Annotated in this window: 14 protein-coding genes; 5 read left to right on the top strand and 9 right to left on the bottom strand. The window is 56.9% G+C overall.

Features of this window, described 5'->3' with window-relative positions; genetic code table 11:
- Positions 1-147 precede the first annotated feature (147 nt).
- From NHF56_RS03620 to NHF56_RS03610, 3 genes are read left to right on the top strand one after another with little or no spacing between them, the layout of a single operon-like run.
- Positions 148-1,065, top strand: a complete 918-nt coding sequence (locus tag NHF56_RS03620) for a glycosyltransferase family 2 protein (RefSeq protein WP_252801638.1) — start codon at positions 148-150, stop codon at positions 1,063-1,065.
- Complete coding sequence (locus tag NHF56_RS03615; RefSeq protein ID WP_252801636.1) at positions 1,055-2,617, top strand: lipopolysaccharide biosynthesis protein; 1,563 nt, start codon at positions 1,055-1,057, stop codon at positions 2,615-2,617. The genes NHF56_RS03620 and NHF56_RS03615 overlap by 11 nt, the downstream gene beginning before the upstream one ends.
- A 9-nt stretch (positions 2,618-2,626) precedes the next feature.
- A complete protein-coding gene (locus tag NHF56_RS03610; RefSeq protein ID WP_252804825.1) occupies positions 2,627-4,423 on the top strand; it encodes an alpha/beta fold hydrolase in 1,797 nt (598 codons plus the stop codon).
- A 156-nt stretch (positions 4,424-4,579) separates the two neighbouring features.
- Here NHF56_RS03610 and NHF56_RS03605 read toward each other — a convergent pair whose 3' ends face one another.
- The 5 genes from NHF56_RS03605 to NHF56_RS03585 are packed head-to-tail and all read right to left on the bottom strand — an operon-like array spanning position 4,580 to position 10,363.
- A complete protein-coding gene (locus NHF56_RS03605) occupies positions 4,580-7,039 on the bottom strand; it encodes a glycoside hydrolase family 2 protein (RefSeq protein WP_252801634.1) in 2,460 nt (819 codons plus the stop codon).
- A gap of 6 nt (positions 7,040-7,045) precedes the next feature.
- A complete protein-coding gene (locus NHF56_RS03600) occupies positions 7,046-8,005 on the bottom strand; it encodes a DUF1839 family protein (RefSeq protein WP_252801633.1) in 960 nt (319 codons plus the stop codon).
- A gap of 5 nt (positions 8,006-8,010) precedes the next feature.
- The gene (locus NHF56_RS03595; RefSeq protein ID WP_252801631.1) at positions 8,011-8,919 is read right to left on the bottom strand and encodes an amino acid--[acyl-carrier-protein] ligase; all 909 of its coding nucleotides are present in this window, start codon (positions 8,917-8,919) and stop codon (positions 8,011-8,013) included.
- A gap of 13 nt (positions 8,920-8,932) precedes the next feature.
- Positions 8,933-10,114, bottom strand: a complete 1,182-nt coding sequence (locus tag NHF56_RS03590) for an acyl-CoA dehydrogenase family protein (RefSeq protein WP_252801629.1) — start codon at positions 10,112-10,114, stop codon at positions 8,933-8,935.
- Entirely contained in the window at positions 10,115-10,363 is a 249-nt protein-coding gene (locus NHF56_RS03585; protein ID WP_252801627.1) for an acyl carrier protein, read from the bottom strand. It lies immediately after the preceding gene.
- Between the two features lie 231 nt (positions 10,364-10,594).
- On the opposite strand from NHF56_RS03585, the gene NHF56_RS03580 reads away from it, so the two are divergent.
- The gene (locus NHF56_RS03580) at positions 10,595-12,178 is read left to right on the top strand and encodes a hypothetical protein (protein WP_252801625.1); all 1,584 of its coding nucleotides are present in this window, start codon (positions 10,595-10,597) and stop codon (positions 12,176-12,178) included.
- A 36-nt stretch (positions 12,179-12,214) separates the two neighbouring features.
- Here the strand turns inward: NHF56_RS03580 and cynS are convergent, their stop codons facing one another.
- The 4 genes from cynS to NHF56_RS03560 all read right to left on the bottom strand — a co-directional run bounded on the left by cynS (position 12,215) and on the right by NHF56_RS03560 (position 16,210).
- Positions 12,215-12,655: a cyanase gene (cynS, locus tag NHF56_RS03575; protein ID WP_252801623.1), complete on the bottom strand. Its 441-nt coding sequence runs from the start codon at positions 12,653-12,655 to the stop codon at positions 12,215-12,217.
- A gap of 25 nt (positions 12,656-12,680) precedes the next feature.
- Entirely contained in the window at positions 12,681-14,417 is a 1,737-nt protein-coding gene (locus NHF56_RS03570; RefSeq protein ID WP_252801621.1) for a bifunctional protein-serine/threonine kinase/phosphatase, read from the bottom strand.
- 62 nt (positions 14,418-14,479) lie between these two features.
- On the bottom strand, positions 14,480-15,319 hold the full coding sequence (locus NHF56_RS03565) for a formate/nitrite transporter family protein (RefSeq protein WP_252801619.1): 840 nt from the start codon (positions 15,317-15,319) through the stop codon (positions 14,480-14,482).
- Between the two features lie 336 nt (positions 15,320-15,655).
- Positions 15,656-16,210: a winged helix DNA-binding protein gene (locus NHF56_RS03560; protein ID WP_252801616.1), complete on the bottom strand. Its 555-nt coding sequence runs from the start codon at positions 16,208-16,210 to the stop codon at positions 15,656-15,658.
- A 95-nt stretch (positions 16,211-16,305) separates the two neighbouring features.
- Between NHF56_RS03560 and NHF56_RS03555 the strand changes: the two genes are divergently transcribed.
- Positions 16,306-19,944, top strand: coding sequence for a hydantoinase B/oxoprolinase family protein (locus tag NHF56_RS03555; protein WP_252801614.1), 3,639 nt, complete (start codon positions 16,306-16,308; stop codon positions 19,942-19,944).
- The last annotated feature ends 48 nt before the right edge of the window (positions 19,945-19,992 follow it).

Genomic DNA, 19,992 nt, shown 5'->3' with positions numbered 1-19,992 from the left:
CAAAGCATCATTAACAATCGGTCAACCATAGACGCGTTTTGTCGCAGAATTCGGCACGAAGGCGTGTCAAATTGGCGCTGACTTCAATCAATATTAAAGGCGAGCGCCTAGGGTTGCCGGCAACAGAAAAAAAAGCCGGACATGAAGATGCCGCCCGAAAATTCACCGCCATTCATCTCGATGGTCGCCTCCACTCTAGGTCGCGACACGGAACTGTCATTGCTTCTGGAAAGCTTGGCGGCTCAGGGCGATGATCATTTCGAGCTGATCATTGTGGACCAGAATGCAGACGACCGCTTGCTGCCGGTGATCGCGCCCTTCAAGGACAAGTTTCCAATCACCCGCATCCAGACTGACTTGAAAGGGCTGGACCGAGGCCGCAACCTTGGCGCGGCACATGCCCGCGGCGATTGGCTTCTTTTTCCCGACGACGATAGCTGGTATCCGGCAGACTTCCTGAAGAAGCTGCGCTATCTCATCGTGAGCGAACCCGCCGACATCTATTCAGGACGCTCGCTCAATGCCGACGGCAAGGAAATCATGGTGCGTTTCCTCCAGGAAGATGCGGAGATTTCGCGTCAGAATATCTGGCAGGTCCTTATTGAGTGGGTCATTGTCTTGCGCGCCGACGTCTTCCGGGCGGCAGGTGGTTTCGATGAAAATCTCGGCGTCGGCGCCGGCACCATGTGGAGCTCAGGGGAAGGGCAGGACCTTGTGCTGCGTTGCCTGTCTCGGGGCGCACGCGGCCTCTTCAGGCGTCAACTGCACGGCTATCATCCCGAACATCTGGAAAGCCAGACCACACCGGCGTCGATCCAGAAGATGTATGCCTACAGTGTCGGCTACGGTTTCGTCATGCGCCGCCATGGTTTTACCTGGGTGGACATGGCGCCTGCAATCCTGCGCCCGACCGCTGGCATGCTGATCTATTCATTGACGGGCAGAAGCGGTATGGCGAAGCGCTCGCGGCGCATTCTGCAAGGGCGGCTGGATGGCTGGCGCTCATGGGAAGGCCAGCCCGTTTCCGCAACCAATCTCAAAGGTGCTCGAACACATGAATGCTGAGCCCCGGAAGACCAATGCCCGCGTACCAATCATGCGCAATTCTGCGCTCAACGCAGCCGCCGGCATGGCCATGCTTCTCACCGGTTTCGCCTCATCGGTGGTTATTGCGCGCCTGTTGGGGCCTGAAGCCAATGGTGCGATCGCCTTTGCCGTCTGGCTTGCCACCACCGGCGGCCTTGTAGCCGAACTTGGCACCGGGGTTTCGCTTCTGCGCCTGCTGCCGCAATTACACGCCTCCGGTTATGACGCAGAGGCGCGCAGAGGCTTTGGTTCATGGCTCGCACGCGCTGTCACGTTTACAACCCTCATGATCGCACTCGGATACGGTCTGTTCATATGGGCCGCAGACGATGCCCACTGGCTGGCATCTGCTCCGCAGATCACCATCATCACGGCCTTTCTCTTTATTGTTCAGTCGATTGGCTCGTTTTCCAAGAACTTCCTGATTGGCGAGCAGCGCCTCGGAACGTTTTTCAAGATTTCCGTTGTCAGCGCCGTGTTGCAGCTGCTTGTGGTCGCACTTGGTGCCTATTTCTATGGCATTACTGGCGCAATCCTCGGTTATCTTGTTGGCCAATTGGGTCTCTTCGGCCACACGTTGAAACTCCTGAGCAACAAACCGCAGAACTGCGGCGTGGAACTGCGCGGACTGATCAATTCCTCCAGCATCGTCATCGCCGAATTCATCGTCACGGCCATTTTCCTCAACCGCCCGGAAATCCTGTTTCTGCAGCAGCTGACTGACGTTGAAACGGTCGGTTATTATGCCATCGCCATATCCCTGGCAAACCTTGCGCTGCAGCTTCCCATTCAGCTCTCCGGCAGTCTCATGCCGTATTTTGCATCCCACCGCACGGCCAATGGCGGCGAGATACCGAGAGGTGTTTTCACCACCGTGGTGCGCAACTTTGCGCTTCTGGCCATGCCGATGTCCTTTGGACTGGCCGCCGTGGCACAGCCTCTCGTCGTCGGCATCTATGGAGAACCGTTTGCAACCAGCGGCGTCATCGTGGCCATTCTGGCACTCGGCGCACCGGCAAACGTTTTTCTGCAACTGTGCACGCTCTATGTGTTCGCGCTGGACCGGCCTGCCATACGCCTGAAGGTGGCGATCGGCGGCTCAGTGCTTCTGGCCGGCGGCAGCCTTCTCACAATTCCCTATTTTGGCGGTGAGGGCGCAGCCATTTCACGCAACATCGTTTTTGTTCTGATGTGCATCTACATGGTGATGAACATGCGACTGGCAGAAGGTGTGTCCGCCATGCTGCTGCCTGTCCTGCGCATCACCGCAGCAGCCTCGATGACCGGCATGACCGCCTATCTGGTCGCCCATACGCTTGGCGGGTTGGGCGGCGTGGTTCTGGCGATTGTTGCCGGCATGCTTGTCTACATTCCTGGACTTCGCGTCTTCGGTGCTACTACCGCAGAAGACGGCCAACTTTTGGGGCCCGTGGCCAACCGTGCGCCGCGCCGGCTGCGGCCATTTGTCGAGGCGGTCTTGCGGTATGCGATTCCAAAAAGTGCCGGACCCGGCAGCGTCAAGGGAGCTTAAGCCTTGAATATGCACCTTGCCTCCAACCATGAGCCTTCAAAGATCGCATTGCCCGCGCATGCAGCCGAACCGATCTGCTTCGGCGTTTGCGCAGGCTTCTTCATGCCGGCGCAGGACGCTGCTCCGCCATCTGGCACAGCGGTGCTCATCGTCAGCCCGTGGGGCTTTGAAGACGTTTGCCTGCGCAAGTTCCATCGCCAACTCGCCGATGAACTGGCCGCACGCGGTGTACCAAGCCTGCGTTTCGACTTTCCCGGAGCCGGCAACAGTCTGGACGCGCCGCGCGACATATCCGAACTCGAAACGTGGCTGAATGCCATCACGCAAGCCACACAAGCGCTGAAGACGCGTTCGGGCTGTGAAAAGATTATTCTCGCAGGCCACGGATTGGGTGCAACGCTGGCCGCCAAGGCCTTGCCGCGCCTTCCTGATGGTGTCACCGGGCTTGCCCTTCTCGCGCCTGTCTATTCCGGCCGGCTGTGGGCGCGCGAGACGGGCCTCTGGTGGAAAATCATCGCCACAGATCTCGGTATTTCCGGAACCCAGCCGGAAGACGGCAGCCTGACCATTGCAGGACTGACGCTCGCGCCTGAAACCACCAAGGACATCAAGGCGACGAAATTGACCGCGGACATGATCCCGGCAGATAAGAGCGTCATCTTCGCTTGCCGCCCGGGCCGGGAAAACGATACCGTGTTCGCCGAGGAGATGCGTGCTGCAGGCTGCAATGTGGCAAGCATCGCCTTCAAGGGCCACGAAGCACTGATCGCCAACCCGCTGGTGCAGAAAATTCCAAACGACGTGATCACCGAGATCGCCGACAAAATTCGAAAAGCCGCACCCGTCGAGAAGCCGCAGAAGACGCCATCCGTTCCGGCTGCAGCTGCGCTCACCACTGGCGGTTTCACCGAAACAGGTCTGCGCTTCGGCAAAAACAATCGCCTGACCGGTATTCTCTGCGAACCAGTGGGGCCGCGCACCGGTGCGACGGTCATCATCCACAGCACCTCCTATGAGCGGTCCACCGGCTGGGCTCGCTCCACGGTCGAGGCTGCACGCAAACTCGCCGCTGAGGGTATCGCCACATTCCGGTTTGACAGTACCAATGTTGCCGACAGTGCTCCCCTGCCTGAGGCATCGCCGCGCGTCCTTTACACAGACCTTCAGGTTGCCGATCTGAAATCAGCCGTTTCGACGCTGGAAGAGCGCAACATGGGGCCGTTCGTACTTTCGGGCCGCTGCAGCGGAAGTTATGCGTCGTTTCAACTGGCACTCACAGATAGCCGTGTTGCCGGTCTCGTACTCGTCAACAATATCATCTTCGTTCGCGACCCGACGAAGGAACTGGTCGAAGATGTGACCAAGGTGGCGCGACCGCTGGAGGAATATTCCGCCCGCGCCCGCGACCCGGAAACCTTGAAGCGAATTCTGCGGGGCGAAGTCGATATTCCGGCGGCCGCCCGCAATATGCTGAGGTCCGTGGCCAAGCGCGTCGCCTCAAAGATCACGCCCTTTCTCGGTTCCCTTGCCGCAGAAAACCGGCACAATGCGCGCATTGCGGCAGCCTTCAACATGCTCGCCCAAAGAGACCTGCCGCTGACGCTCATCTATGCCGATAATGATGTTGGCCTTGAACAGCTGCAGCTCACCTTCGGCAATCAGGTGGTCGATAATCCGCCAGCCGCCAACGTGCGTTTCAGGTTAGTATCTGACGCCGATCACAACATGACCCCGGCGCATGCCAACGCCGCCGTTGTCGAAGAAATCAGCCGGCTGGCGCATTCCCTCGCTGTCCCTCGGAAGTAAGGTGAAGGGGCGGAAAATTGTGACTCCGCAACAAAGGCTTACAGCGCCAATGTGAATCACTTTGCGCGCAAGCCGGCAAGCTGCCGCCTCCGCGACAAGAAACTGAAGTTCTGATGTATAAACAGTGGCTTGGGAAGAATTGAAGATTCAACTTGCTCAGAACTGCGCTGACGGTTGACCACCCGGCAAACGGAGGGTTCCGGTCGGCTTCTTATCTATTGCATTGTCCAGCGGAGAAAGCCGGATCACACGCTCCTGACCAGGCGCTAGATGAAACCAATTGTCCGAAGCAAGGAAACCGGGAGCTTCGATAATCACATTTTGCGCGAGCCGGTCAGTGGCAACCCTGAGGGTCCAACCGTCCGCATCACTCAGTTCGGCTCGCAGCTCGCATGCATGCCTGGCGGCAGCACGGCCCAGCGGGAAATGAAATGCGGAAGCTATGTCTTCACCGGTCTCCGCCAACAAGAGACGCGCTACGACAACATCATGTGACGGCGGGCCAAAGCGAAATGCATAGGTCGTGTCAAAGAATGCGCCGAAGAAATCCGTTGCCGGAAGGGTTACGCCGGAGCGTGAACCAAGCATCATGTCCTTGCGTCCCGAAACGACCGGAACCTTGCCATCCTTCAGGCAGGTGATTTCAGCGATCACCGCAACATCGTGGCTCAACTCATTGATCAGATTCACATCAAGCCCGTTGGTGCCCTCGTCTGTGAGTGTGATCTGCAACGGACGAAAGGCGCGCCGCGCCGCATGCCAGACGGGTTTCGGCAAGCCGGTCGCATCCACCAGCCCCCAGCCGGGCCCGGCCATCAAATCCTGATAGGTCCACATCAAGGCACCGGCGCAGGACGAACCGGGTTTCCGCCATTCCGCATAAGTCGCCTCAACCACCTCGCCCGTCACGGCACGCGACAGGTCGAGATAGCGCGCCATATCTTCATGGCGCAGCTTGGCCGGTTCGACATCATAGAGAAGCTTCAGATAGTGATCGCGCACATCGTCGAAATCCCAACCTGCCCCACGATCCCTCGGCACGCGCGCCTTCCAGCGCGGATCATGCACCGGCGGCACCGGCAGATGCGTGTCCAGCGTGGCCTGCTCGGGAACATTCGCAAAGGCCAGGCACTCGGCGGCAAAACGCACATTGGCGCGCCGCGCATCATCCAGCGGACGGCAATAGGCGCCCACGCCATAATAATGCGTGACGCCCGCATTCGGCGAAAACGGCATCGCTCCGCCATGGGGCGAGTTCGGAACATAGACGCAATCGGGCCGGATACGCGAGACAATTTGGGGAATGATCTCCTGCGTCAGCGGACCTTCATAGGTCTCTTTCGGCAGGCCCAGCATGGCCGCCTGCTGATGCATTTCAGACCCGCCACAAAAAACGGTGATGGACGGTGATGCGGCGGTTCGCTCCAGAAACTGCTCGATCTCTTGGCCAAGGAGCGAAACCCATTCCTCATCCTTCACCGGATAGTCGAAATTGGCCAGCATCGCCTCCTGCCAGACCATCAGGCCGAGCTCGTCGCAGAGGCGGTAAAAGGCCTCCGCTTCATACACCATCGTGCCGCTGACGCGGATCATGTTCATGCCGGCCTCTGCCGCGCGCTCCAGCCACGGGCGATAGTCTTCAACACCACCCGGCAGGCTGACGATATCCGCATTGGTCCAAACGGCACCGCGGCAGAAGACCGATGTGCCATTGATCTTCAGCGCGAAACCTTGGCCGCCCGCACCATGATCCACCTCTGCGCGACGGAAACCCGTGCGCCCGATGAGATAACAACGGCCTTCGATTTCCAGTTCAATATCGTGAAGCACCGGTTGGCCATGCGTGTGCGGCCACCATGGGGCGACGCCGGGAATGGCCAGAACCGCCGTTCCATTGCGCAACGGTGCTTTCACACCCGCGCAAAGAACGGCGGCATTGTCCACCTCCCCCGAGATTGAAACCTGCAAATGCCCAACGCCATCCTCACCCAGCGTCGGAACAATCTTCACATCACCAATAGCATCGTCCAGAACAAGGCTTACAGGCCGCCACGGGCCGACAGCATGAACCTCCGGACACCAGCCCGGCATGCGGCCAAGCAAGGTTTGCCGGTGACCCCGGATATTGGCCGGCGTAATCATTTGCGGACGCCAACGCGCCCGCGGAATCTTTTTCTTCAGCTCAGGCCCCATCGCCTTGAAGCAAAAGGCAAGTTCGTCTTTGCCCGAAAGCGCAACCTCAACATCGTGAGCAAGGAACATGCTCTTCGATTGCAGGACAAGCACGCCATTCCAATAGACATCGGCAATGCCGGCCAATCCTTCAAGCCGCAGCGTTGCCCTGCCCGTCCCCTCCTCGATTGCCCGAAAATACCAGACATCCTTTTCATCGAGCGACGGAGGGTTATCCCGGTCAAATTGCCCGGCAGCTTCAAGAGCCGCGGCAACAGTTCCCGGCACAGGCGCGTCAAGCAGGTGATTGGACTTGAACGCCTCTCCTGGCGCATCAAATGCCCCCGTCTCCGTGACCACCATGCGCCAATCGCGATCGAGCTGACGGACCTTGCGGCCAGGCAAATGATCAGACGATGGCTTCCACGAAGAGATTGCGTCCATTGTTCTTCAGCCGACTGTCTTGGCGATCTTGGCCATGAGGCTGTCCCAGGCATCTGCTGCGGGATCGATCACGCCGTCCAGCTTGGCAAAATTGCTGCGGGCAACGGCGCGGGCCAGATGAAACTGCGATGTCTTCATCACTTCCGAAATCTTCAGCGCATCATCGCCAGCCGCTTCGAAATCGCCCCCCAGCCATTTCAGATAGCTGGCCGCCAGTTCGAAATTCGCACCTGCCTGACGAAGCGTGTTGAACGCATATTTGTGGAAGAAGCCAAACTCGCGCTGGCCCACGCTTTCTGCCTGATCAACAAAAACACCGGCAAAGGTGCGGATCGGATTGACCTTGGGCGCGCGCTTGAAATGATGGCCGCAGAGCCTGATCGCCTCGGCGCGAATGGCCGCTTCATCCGGATAGGTCTCGGGAAGTTTCACGAACTCGCAATAGGGCAAAAACGGAAGTGCATCCGCCGGTGCATTGCGATGGAACAACCCGTCGAAATCGTCACCTTCCAGATGGAAGAAACCCTCATTGTGGAAATAGTCCATCGAGCGACCGGCAATGTCGATCCGGTTGATCGCAACAGTCGATTTGCCGTGCTCGGAATGATAACCCACACCATGGGTGTCCGGCAGATAATAGCTGTCGACCTCTACCAGCGAATAGCGCCCGCGTTTCAGCTGGTTTTCCACGTGGTTTTCCACACGGTCGTAGATCGCAAGCTCGCTAACCACGATACCGAACAGGGTCTCGAGATCTTCCAGCGGCACCTTGAAGAAGGTGAAATGGTCGCCCTCAAAGTCTTGCGTGAGCGTAAAACCAAGCGTTGCCTCCGGCGGCAGGTTCAGTGCTGAAAGCACTTCAACCCACACATCCGTATAGCAATTGGTCTGCGGCCACATGCGCTCCGGATCGTGGAGCGCATGGATCTGCCAGCCTTGCGGCTTGATGTTCAGCAATTGCGTCATCGGGCTCAGCCCCAGAGCGCCTTGCGAACGCCTTCCGGCCAAAGCTTGGCATCAAGGCCATGGTGATGGAAGAGCGCCAGTGTGATGCGCTCCAGACCGAAGCCGACGCAGCCCGTATGCGCCACCTCACCGTCAGCGGTCTTCAGGCCGAAGGTCTGGCCGAACTTGTCGGTGTGATAGTTGAAGCTGCAGCAGGCAGTCGGGTTCGAGGTCGAGGTGATCGGGATCACCAGCTCGAACTTCAATGTCTGCTCGCGCTGCGTGTTCTTCATCATGCGGCCAGCGCGACCGAAGAAGGGATCGTTCGCCACTTCGATTTCATGGGGAAGCTGCAGTTCGGTCATGATTGCCTGGGCGCGGTCCATCCACTTCTGACGGAAGCCCTGCACATTTTCAGCCTTGCCCATCCACACGAATTCGCGCTGGCGGAAAAGCTGCTGACGCGCCGGGTCCTTGGAAGGCTCGTGGCGGAAGCAGTAGGATTCGATGTCATAAACACCGCCTTCGACAGGCAGCTCACCACGTGCAGCAACGATCGGATAAAGCGGATAGCAAGCCGCCGGCGTGTAGGCGAGATCGGTTGCCTTCTGGTCCTTCGTCCAGTCCTCACCGGCCTGCAGGCACTGGATGAGGCTCATGTGATCGGCTTCGCAGCCGCAGAAGGAATGGATCGTGCCGGCCAGTTGCGGGAAATTGCCCATATAGCCGGACTTCTCGAAGTGCTTCATATACATTCCCGGCGGAAAGCGCATGGTTTCAGCGCCATCTGCGCGGCCAACCCTGGACACCATCGCCTCAATGCCTGAAACGACGTCTTCGAACAGGCCCGAACGCGCATAAAGCCCGTCAACGCCCATATCCATGAGGATGCCTGCATCAAACAGACGATCCAGATAAGAAACTTGCATATCCATGTTCAGGGTCTCCTCAGCCCAGCAGGCTTGTATTCTGCTTATGTGCGAGCAACAGGTTCGACGTGTTGCTCAAAATGCGGTCGTTGGAAATCATGATCTGCGCGGAATGCGCGTCACGAAGGTGACGGCTCAGGCTATAAGGCGTGTTGTTCTTATAGGCCGCAATACCGGCAATCAGCATGCAGTGGTTGATCACGTCGAGCACGCCCTGCGAGGAAGCGAGCTTGATGTTGTTCATCGCCACCAGAAAGCCCATCGAAGTCAGGCTCGCCGGATTGGCCTTGGCCTCGTCATATTTCTGCAGGCCAGCGATCACATTCGACTTGATCAGCTGAAGCTTGCTGGACACCTCTGCCAGGCGTAGCGCACCAGGCGGCATGGAGCCGGGATTTGCCTTGGCAGCCTTGCGCACAAAATCCTGTGCACGGGCAACCGCATTGACGGCAATGCCATACCAGACACCGGACCACAGGATGTGGCAGACAGCGAGCATCGATTCAGCAGCAATTTCGGCAAATGGCTGCGGCAGGATCTGTTCCTTCGGCGCTTCGCCCTTGAACAGAAAACCTTCAGAGCGCGTGCCGCGCATGCCCATTGTGTCCCAGTCATGGGTTTTTTCCAGCGTATACTGGCCCTTCAGGAACACGGTCATCACCTGATCGGTCATGGCCGCATCAGGATGTGCACGGGAGGTGATGAGGATAGCGTCAGCCTGCTCCCCGTAGGAAATCACAGTCGCTTCCTTGGTCAGGCGGCAGATATCACCTTCAACCTCGATGCCACAGATGGAATTGCGCAGGTTGCCGCCGATGCCGGCTTCCGTTGTGGAAGAGGCAATCAAAAGCTGTTCGTCGGCCACGCGGCGCATGAAACCTTCATGCCACGCATCGCCAATACCGTGCTCCACTTCGCTCGAAAGCTTGATGTGGTGCATGGCAAAAATCATCGAAGACGATGCGCATTCCTGGCTGATGATCGAGGAAATTTCCGCGATATCGGCAATCGATGCACCTTCGCCACCCAGATGCACAGGCACCTGAATGCCGAGAAGACGCGCTTCCTTCATGGCCGCAACGGCTTCATGGGGAAAGCGCCCTTCCCTGTCGACGTCATCGGCAAACTGACCGGCAACGGCGGCGGCTTGGCGCGCACGTTCAACCAGGCTTTTGCCCTGAACTTCAGCCAGAACGTTCATTTATGCGGCCTCCTCTTCAAGGATAACCTTCAGCGTATCTTCAATGGCCTGAATGGAGGAGAACGACTTGCGATTCAAAAGGTGATCCGGGAATTCGATGTCGAATGCTTCTTCCAGGCCCAGCATCAGCTGAACGGACGCGAAGGAGGAAAGCCCCGCCGCATAGAGATCGGCATCGTCAGCAATGTCACTGACAGCAACCGGAAGTGTACCATGTTTGGACAACAGGTCCCTGATTTGTTCCTTCATTTTTCATCTCCTAGCCAATCATTCTGTGCCGTTCCGCTACAACGCGCTGGCAAACTAAGGCAAAGATGTACCGCAAGCCTGTTAAGATCGGGCTGACAGAGAAGGAAAAAATTTCGTTAATAGGTTGTGTTAGATTTGAGGGAATGCTGGTGCGCTACACCTGTGTACCTATTGATATATTGCTCAAAGCGCCTTCTACTGACATTGAACTGGTAAATCCGTGGCGGAAGAATGAACGACAATCCGGCGTCAGAATTCGAAGATTGGCTAATCGAAGGCCCTGCAGGAAAATGGCCCGAGCCTTGGGAAGGGAAAGAACTAAGTGTCGAGCAAAAAGCGATTGTCGAAAGAAACGCAAAGCTGTTGCTGGGGAAAAGGGGGCATTGGGACAATAAGGTTGAGCGTTTCATAAGGCACATAATCGGCGCGGAATTCCGCGTACCTGATGAAGTCAAACGATGGAAGAGAATCGCGAGTCATGCCCGAACATATTGCATCAGGTTTGATGGATTCGACTTTGGCAAGAACGCAGACCGGACTATTGATTTAAGAGGCTACACTTTCCCATGCAGTGTATCATTCATTGATACAGTTTTTGCCGATAATGAAGTCAACTTCTCCGAAGCCTCATTTCGCGGTGGGGACGTCTCGTTTGACAGAATGCGTGCCACTGGAGGCAATATCGCATTTGAGAACGCGCAATTCGCGAATGGAGATGTATTCTTTGATTCTGCAGAGTTCGAGGATTGCGACATTTGTTTTGATTTTGCACACTTCGACTGCGGCGCACTCATATTCCAGAACGCAAAATTCGTTACAGAACTCTTGGGCTTCGACAGCACCAATTTTTTCGATTCAAGAGTCGTCTTTGGTGGCGCTTCCTTCACGTCTCCGAGTGAGGAATTCAGCAGAATCAACTTCTGCAATTCGACATTTGGAAAGCAGGAAATTGATTTTCGAACAGCAAGCTTTGAACATTGTTGGCTGAATTTCAGCGGCGTTAAGCTAGATACCGGGGGTATGGCATTTACCCCATTGAACCTTATATCGACAGAAGTTGATTTCACGGATCTAAGTTGCCTTGGCAACTTCGTTGTCTCTGGAAGCTTCCCGAGAAACACAAGCTTCCGTCGTCTTTCAGTAGGCGGAAGCGCCATTTTCCACCAGTGCGAATTCGAAAAGATTCCAGATTTTCGCGATGCAAAATTTGAACGACCTCCCGAAGTCGCAGGTATGCAAGTGCCGCTCCCGGCAATGGAAAGGCATGGGATAATTAGCCTTGCGGCAAACGATGACGATGTTGCGAAGTATCGGAAGCTTAAAGCAATGGCGATTGCCGCAAGCGACCACGAGCGGGATGGCTATTTTTTCGCTCGCGAGATGGCTGCGAAACGTGGAATCGAAAAAACAGACCGTTTTGAACTTGCAATCGATTCCATTTATGCGGTTCTGAGCTTTTATGGACAAAGCATCAAGCGCCCGATATGCGGCTTTGGAATATCTCTATTTGGTTTCAGTCTTGTTTATTCTTTTATCCTGCTTTCAGCCCTGCCGCTGGGAAACTCACCAAGCTTTGCTTTTTACTACTCGCTTCGCAATACATTCCCTTTCGTCAACACACTGTTCCGATTTGCACCCGAGCCAACAGACGAAAACTACAAATCCTGGTTCCAAGCCGCACTCGACCGCGTCTACGAACAAAGCCCTGCAGCATACGAAATCATCGACTTTGTCGCCTTTTTTCAGCAGCTTATCGGCATCGTTTTGCTCTTTCTCTTGCTTCTCGGCCTGAGAAACAAATTCAAGATGCAATAGATTAGGGCAAGCGTTGCTTGCCCCGTCAAAGCAATCTTACCACTGATTATAAGACAAAAACTTCCCGCTCATCGTCACCACGATGCGGTCGCCTTTTTCGTAGGGCACCTTGTCGACGCTCATGTCGAAATCGATGGCGGACATGATGCCGTCGCCGCCTTTTTCGTGGATGAGTTCTTTGAGCGTTTGGCCGTAGACGCCGATGATTTCGTAGAAGCGGTAGATCAGCGGATCGGTCGGCACGGTCTGCGAAAAGACCTTGTTGGGATATTCGGCCAGCACCACGGCAGCCTCCTGCGGCAGGCCGAGTGTCTTGACCAGCGTATCGGCCTTGTCGCGTGGCAGCGAGTTCATGCCGAGACACGCCGATGTGGTAAAGACCTCCGACATGCCGATCGCATCGGCAATTTCAGACCACTTCATGCCGGTTGCGCGCTTGCGCTCAAAAATCATTTCGGTGACGTCCAACTTGTTCATGGCCTGTCCTTTCAGGGTTGTGTTTTCAGGAATAAAGACGAAGAGCGAGCGCAAAACTGAGTGCCGCAAAGAAAAGCGTCAGCATTTGCCAGACAATCAGCGGATGGCGCTCGACGAAAGAAACCTGGGCACCCTGCCCCAGAAAAGCGGGATTGGGATTTTTCAGGTCGAACTCGAATTCGGAAAGCGCCTGATAACGCTTCCATGGATCGGGATGCACCGCGCGCTTCAAGGCCCCGTCGATCCAGTCCGGAACGCTTTCATTATAAAGACTGGCTGAATGATAGCGCAGCTTGCGCGCCTGCTGCCGTGTCCTGATCTTCGACACCGATGCGCCATAGGGCAGCTTGCCGGTGAGCATGTGATAAACGATGACGCCGAGCGAAAAGAAGTCCGCCCGCTCTGTGCCCGTCTCTCCGTAGAAATGTTCAGGCGCGGTAAACTGCAGCGTGCCGAGAATATCGCCATCGTCACCGAGCGGATTGGCTTCCACGACACCGGCCACACGCGTGGAGCCGAAATCGATGATTTTCACCGTGCTTGCATTGTCGATGAGGATGTTCTCAGGCCGCAAATCCTGATGCACCATTTCCATACGGTGGAAAGCGCGCAAGCCTTTGATAATTTGCGCGGTGATATCGCGCACCTGATCAAGTGTGGGGCGAGGATTGTCGATCATCCACTGTGTCAGCGACCGACCCTCAATGAATTCAGTGACCGTGTAGAGGTAGTTGGGTGGCCTTGTCCGCGCATAGGCCTTCAGCACATGGGCCGAATTGATGCGCCGGGCGATCCAGTCTTCCATCATGAAGCGCCGCATATGGCCCTCATCGGAGACCATATCGATGGATGGCACTTTGATCACGACGCGCGCGCCGCTTTCCCGGTCTTCTGCCAGATAGACATGGCTACGCGACGATGCATAAAGCGAGCGCAGGATTGTGTATCCGTCAAAATCTGCACGCGGTGCAAGCACCGGCGGCAAGGGAAGGCGCACGGCCTCGCTTGCCAGATCAGCGGCGTCACCCGAGGCTGGAACGTGGTCGAGCCGAACCACCTGCACCGTCAGATTATCGCTGCTGCCATTGGCAAGTGCGGCCTCCACGATCCGCTCGGCAGCAGCATCGAGATTGTTGTCATTGGCCGCGACCGCATCGGCGATCAGCTTGCCGTCAACGAATTCATAGACCCCATCGCTTGCCAGAATATAGACATCGCCGGGAACAAGCCGTTCCACCCGGCAATCGATCTCCACATCGGGGTTCACACCCATGGCGCGGGCGAGATAGGCCTGCGAGGAAGAAACGACCGTCCGGTGATCGACCGTCAACTGCTCCAGCGAGCGCCCGGAAACCCTGTAGACCCGTGTATCGCCAATGTGAAAAATATGCGCCGACGCCGCCTTGAACACCACGACAGTGAAGGTCGTCACATAGCCCTTGTCCTGGTCGTGGGCATGCTGGCTCTGCCGGCTTTGGGAATAGAGCCAAGCATTGGTGGCGGAAATCACACGCTCGGCGGCAAGCTTCACCGTCCAGGCTTCAGAGGTGCAGTAATAGTCGGTGAGAAAGCTTTTGACTGCGGTTTCTGCGGCGATGTGGCTGACTGCGCTGGATGAAATACCGTCAGCAATCGCAACCGCAATGCCTTTCATGGAGCGCTCCGGCTCTTGCGGAACAAGCGCACCGTGGAAATCCTGATTGATCGCCTTCACGCCCTTGTCGGAAAACTGGCCGATGGAAACGGCAAGACCGGCACCCATGAAACACCTCACCCCCTGAAAGCCTCCGCCCCAACGGTGAGGGGCGGAGAAATGCGCCGCGTTTATTCGGCGGGAGCAACCTTCGCGCTGACGGCAGGGCCGCGCTTCGGAGACGTCTTGTAGTGGGTGGCATAGAGCGTCAGACCGACAAAGGTCAGGCCACCAACAAGGTTGCCGATAACGGTCGGGATTTCGTTGTAGAGGAAATAGTCACCCCAGGTGAACTGGCCGCCCAGAATGATGCCCGACGGGAAGAGGAACATGTTCACGATGGAGTGCTCGAAGCCCATGTAGAAGAAGATCAGGATCGGCATCCACATGGCAATGACCTTACCCGGAACGGAAGTCGACATCATCGCCGCGACAACGCCGGTCGACACCATCCAGTTGCACATGACAGCGCGAATGAAGAGCGTCAGCATACCGCCCGCACCTGCCGCAGCATAACCAAGCGTGCGCCCTTCACCGATATGGCCGATCTTTTCGCCCACCGCATTGGGTGCCTGCGTAAAGCCCATGGTGAAGATAATGGCCATGAACAGCGCAACGGTGAGCGCGCCGGCAAAGTTGCCGATAAATACGAGCCCCCAGTTGCGCATGACCCCACCCCAGGTGCAGCCCGGGCGCTTGGCAAAGACAGCGAGCGGCGCCAGCGTGAAAACGCCGGTCAACAGGTCGAAGCCGAGAAGATAAAGCGTACAGAAGCCAACCGGAAAGAGAAGCGCACCCACAAGAGGCTGCCCCGTATTGACTGTGATGGTCACCGCAAATGCGGCCGCCAGAGCAAGGATTGCCCCGGCCATATAGGCCCTGATCAGCGTGTCCTTCGTAGACATGAAGATTTTGGACTCGCCTGCATCGATCATTTTCGGAACGAATTCAGATGGTGCTAGATATGCCATGTTGGTTCCCCCTTGTAAGGCACATTAGAAACAGGTGAAATTCTCGCTCCTTGGCGACCGCGAACGGCCGTTTATGTGTTTCCTCAATTGTCTTTGGGCGTGATCGCTAAAAACGAAAACGGCGCCGCATGAATGCAACACGATCAGGTTGCATTCACACAGCGCCGTTGCTGCCCGGCCTTTTCGGCCATTTTTTAAGATAGTCATGCCGCGTCGTTGCGGACTAGGAAGAGCTTATATAGCAGAAGAGGAAACTGCACAAGTTTTAAACGAAAAATCATATGAACAAATTTTGTGCAGACATTCGAACGCAATTCCACATGTATTTACAATGCGCTAAAGCGATGCCGCTGCCCGCGTGGCCTGATCATAATGCCCGGAAAGAGCCCGCATGCGCGTGGCAATCTGCGAAAGCGCTTCCGGCGAAACCTCTGTCGCCAGAACCGACTTCACCAGCAACTCCTCGCGAATGGCCGCATAGCGCGCGCAGACATTCTGCCCCTTGCCTGTTACCGCAACCAGCTTCTCCTTGCCTCGTTTCGCACTTTGAATCAGCTTCAAACGCTCCAGCTTCTTGAGCGAGTAGGCAACTGTATGCGTGTCCTCGATATTGAGAACCAGACAGATGTCGGCCAGCGTCTTACCCTTGCCGCGGTGGTTGATGTTATGAAGAACAAGGACATCGAGCGGCGAAAGATCGGGAACACCCGCAGCCGCCATTCCGCGCACCATCCAGCGATTGAAGGCGTGACCCAGCATGATCAGACCAAATTCGACCTCCGAAAGCGCAGGCAGCGACCCGCTGGCAAGATGTCCAGATGACACGATTGGCCCAATTGCAACCTTATCGCCGCCTTCATCGCTTTCCATCACCGCGCTACTCCCGAACATGAATTCGTTTCAGACATCACTGATCTCAACTTGACGACACTTTGTCAATAATTTATCGATAAATTGTATTTAACGAGCGACCGGAGAAAACCTCAATGGAAAAGAAATGGGACTTCTGGATCGACCGTGGCGGCACATTCACCGACATTATCGGCCGCGACCCTGAAGGACATCTCCATGCCCGCAAGATGCTGTCGGAAAATCCCGAAGCTTATCGCGATGCTGCCGTTGCCGGTATTCGCGGCCTTTTGGGACTGGCAAACGGTCAACCTGTTCCCGCCGACCTCGTCAACGAGGTGCGCATGGGAACCACCGTTGCCACAAATGCACTTCTTGAACGAAAGGGCGCACGCGTCGCGCTCATCACCACACGCGGCTTCCGCGACGCACTTGCCATTGGCTATCAGGCCCGCCCGGATATTTTCGCCCGCAACATCCAAAAGCCCGAGGCGCTCTACGACAAGTTGGTCGAACTGGACGAACGCGTTCTGACCGATGGAACGGTCGAAATGCCACTTGATGAGCAAGAGGTCCGGCAATCACTCGAAGCACTGAAGGCAGAGGGTTATGATGCCATTTCCATCGTCTTCATGCACGCCTACCGCTATCCCGATCACGAAACCCGCGTTGCCGATATGGCTCGCCAGATGGGCTTTTCTCAGATTTCCGTCAGCCACGAAATTTCGCCACTCGTGAAATTCGTCGGGCGGGGCGATACCACCGTGGTGGACGCTTACCTCTCTCCCATTCTCAGCCGATACGTGGCTCAAGTTGCCGAAGAACTGGACCTGGAGCGCACCGGCATTCGCCTTCTCTTCATGATGTCCTCGGGCGGTCTTACCGCCGCCAATCTCTTTCAAGGCAAGGATGCCATTCTGTCAGGCCCCGCTGGCGGCGTTGTTGCCCTGGCACAAACCGGCCTTGCTGCCGGTTTCCCGAATGTCATCGGCTTCGATATGGGCGGCACATCCACCGACGTTGCCCATTACGCCGGCGACTATGAACGCGCCTTTGAGACGGAAGTGGCGGGTGTGCGCATCCGTGCACCCATGATGCAGATCCACACGGTCGCCGCCGGCGGCGGCTCCATTCTGCACTTCGATGGCGCCCGCTTTACAGTTGGCCCCGATTCCGCCGGCGCCAATCCCGGCCCCAAATGTTATCGCCGCGGCGGCCCGCTGACCGTCACAGATGCAAACGTCATGACCGGCAAGCTGAACCCGGATCTTTTCCCGGCCATTTTCGGTCCCGATCAGAACGAGCGGCTTGATGTTGAGGCCGTGCGCTTGGCCTTTACCGATCTCGCCGCCAAGATCGGCGACGGCCGCAGCGCCGAAGAGGTGGCCGAAGGCTTCCTGAAGATTGCCGTCGCCAATATGGCCGAAGCCGTGAAGAAAATCTCGGTCGCGCGCGGTTATGATGTCACCCGCTACGCACTCAACGCCTTTGGTGGTGCAAGCGGCCAGCATGCCTGCCTTGTTGCCGACGCGCTCGGCATGAAAAAAGTACTCATTCACCCCTTCTCGGGCCTCTTGTCCGCCTATGGAATGGGCCTCGCCGACGTCCGCGCCTTGCGACAGGGCGCAATCGAGAAAGATCTGAAGGAGGCAATTGCCGCCATCGCCACTGCAGCGACCCCACTCTGCAACGAGGTTGTTGATGAGCTGGCAATCCAGGGGCTGACCGCCGAACGGGTCGAGATCAACGTCAACGCACTCGTTCGCTATGCTGGCACCGACACGACACTGGAAATTGCCGTCTGCACGATGCCGGCAACCGACAATCACGCCGAAGCCATTTCAGGCACCTCAGCGGACAAAATGAAGGCCGAGTTTGAGGCTGCCCATGCTGCCCGTTTCGGCTTCATCGATGAAAGCAAGACACTTGTCGTGGAGGCGGTTGCCGTCGAAGCGGTGGGCGGCGCCAGTCAGGACAGTACGAGAAACGAAACCGAGAAGGCAGCAAGCGAAGCTGCGGCATCAGTACGTAGGCGCTTCTTTTCCCAAGGCACATGGCAGGATGCACCTGTCTATCGACGCGAAGACTTAAACCCTGGCAACATCATGAACGGTCCGGCACTGCTGATCGAAGCCAACCAGACGCTGGTGATCGAACCCGGCTGGCAGGCCAAATTGACAGCCGCAGACAATATCGTTCTCGAACGTGTCGTCGCACTGCCCGCCCACCATGCGGCAGGCACAAAGGCCGACCCGGTGATGCTGGAGATTTTCAACAATCTCTTCATGTCAATTGCCGAACAGATGGGGCTGACGCTGCAAAACACTGCCTATTCGGTCAACATCAAGGAGCGTCTGGACTTTTCCTGCGCCGTTTTCGACACGGACGGAAATCTGGTCGCGAACGCACCGCATATGCCCGTGCACCTCGGCTCCATGGATCGCTCGGTGCAATCCATCATCCGCAACAATGCCGAGATCAAGCCGGGCGACGTCTACGCCATCAACGCGCCTTATAACGGTGGCACGCACCTGCCCGATATCACAGTCTGCACGCCCGTTTTTGCTGAAGACGAAAGCCAGATCCTCTTCTGGGTCGCTTCACGCGGACACCATGCCGATATCGGAGGCATTGCCCCCGGCTCCATGTCACCGGATGCGCGCAACATCGAAGAAGAAGGCGTTTATATCGACAATTTCAAGCTTGTCGACAAAGGCCGCTTCCGCGAGACCGAACTGCGCGATCTGTTGACGGGTGCACGTTACCCGGTCCGCAATGTCACCCAGAACGTCGCCGACCTGAAAGCACAGATTGCCGCCAACAACCGCGGCGTGACCGAAATGAAAAAGGCCATTTCCGGCTTCGGCCTCGATGTGGTCAGCGCCTATATGGGGCATGTTCAGGACAATGCCGAAGAAAGTGTTCGCCGCGCCTTGAGCAAGCTGCAGGACTGCGAATTCAGCTATGAAATGGATCAGGGCTGCAAAATCCACGTCAGGATCACGGTTGATCGCAACGCCCGTTCGGCAAAGGTGGATTTCACCGGCACATCACCGCAGCGCAACGACAATTTCAATGCGCCAGAACCGGTGACCCGCGCCGCCGTTCTCTATGTTTTCCGCATGATCGTTGATGGCGCAATCCCCATGAATGCAGGCTGCCTGCGCCCCATCGAAATCGTTGTACCGGACGGCACGATGCTGTCGCCACAATATCCGGCTGCCGTGGTGGCCGGCAATGTGGAGGTCAGCCAGGCCGTCACAAACTGCCTTTTCGGTGCATTGGGTGCACTCTCGTCAGCCCAAGGGACGATGAACAATCTCACCTTTGGCAACGACACCTACCAATATTACGAGACCATCTGCTCCGGCGCACCCGCAGGGCCCGGTTTCAGCGGGGCCGATGCCGTTCACACGCATATGACCAATTCGCGCCTCACCGACCCGGAAATCCTGGAATTGCGCTATCCCGTTGTGCTGGAGGATTTTCATATCCGCAAAGGGTCCGGTGGCAAGGGCAAGTGGCATGCGGGCGACGGCACCAGCCGCACCATCCGCTTCCGCGCGGAAATGGATTGCTCGATCCTTTCCGGCCACCGAAAGATCAGACCTTTTGGCCTGAACGGCGGCGAGCCGGGCGAATGCGGTCAAAATCTCGTCCGCCGCAACACCGGAAAATCCGAGATTTTGGACGGCTGCGCCCACACATTGCTGAAAGCCGGGGAATCCATCACCATCATCACCCCGACCGGCGGCGGTTACGGCAAGCGGGACTAAGGCCACCCGCAATTTTCATGTTGCTTTTGTGACGGGATCAATCTCCCG

It is taken from the genome of Rhizobium sp. L1K21, assembly GCF_024055895.1.
Lineage (GTDB): Bacteria > Pseudomonadota > Alphaproteobacteria > Rhizobiales > Rhizobiaceae > Ensifer_A.
This window is presented reverse-complemented; position numbering and strand designations above follow the sequence as displayed.

Bases quoted from the DNA above. Each gene is read 5' to 3' on its own strand.
- NHF56_RS03600 (WP_252801633.1), bottom strand. From the start codon at position 8,005: ATGACGCAATTGCTGAACATCAAGCCGCAAGGCTGGCAGATCCATGCG.
- NHF56_RS03570 (WP_252801621.1), bottom strand. From the start codon at position 14,417: ATGGGTGCCGGTCTTGCCGTTTCCATCGGCCAGTTTTCCGACAAGGGC.
- NHF56_RS03610 (WP_252804825.1), top strand. From the start codon at position 2,627: ATGCACCTTGCCTCCAACCATGAGCCTTCAAAGATCGCATTGCCCGCG.
- NHF56_RS03590 (WP_252801629.1), bottom strand. From the start codon at position 10,114: ATGAACGTTCTGGCTGAAGTTCAGGGCAAAAGCCTGGTTGAACGTGCG.
- NHF56_RS03615 (WP_252801636.1), top strand. From the start codon at position 1,055: ATGAATGCTGAGCCCCGGAAGACCAATGCCCGCGTACCAATCATGCGC.
- NHF56_RS03560 (WP_252801616.1), bottom strand. From the start codon at position 16,210: ATGTTCGGGAGTAGCGCGGTGATGGAAAGCGATGAAGGCGGCGATAAG.
- NHF56_RS03605 (WP_252801634.1), bottom strand. From the start codon at position 7,039: ATGGACGCAATCTCTTCGTGGAAGCCATCGTCTGATCATTTGCCTGGC.
- NHF56_RS03555 (WP_252801614.1), top strand. From the start codon at position 16,306: ATGGAAAAGAAATGGGACTTCTGGATCGACCGTGGCGGCACATTCACC.
- cynS (WP_252801623.1), bottom strand. From the start codon at position 12,655: ATGAACAAGTTGGACGTCACCGAAATGATTTTTGAGCGCAAGCGCGCA.
- NHF56_RS03565 (WP_252801619.1), bottom strand. From the start codon at position 15,319: ATGGCATATCTAGCACCATCTGAATTCGTTCCGAAAATGATCGATGCA.
- NHF56_RS03620 (WP_252801638.1), top strand. From the start codon at position 148: ATGCCGCCCGAAAATTCACCGCCATTCATCTCGATGGTCGCCTCCACT.
- NHF56_RS03595 (WP_252801631.1), bottom strand. From the start codon at position 8,919: ATGGATATGCAAGTTTCTTATCTGGATCGTCTGTTTGATGCAGGCATC.
- NHF56_RS03580 (WP_252801625.1), top strand. From the start codon at position 10,595: ATGAACGACAATCCGGCGTCAGAATTCGAAGATTGGCTAATCGAAGGC.
- NHF56_RS03585 (WP_252801627.1), bottom strand. From the start codon at position 10,363: ATGAAGGAACAAATCAGGGACCTGTTGTCCAAACATGGTACACTTCCG.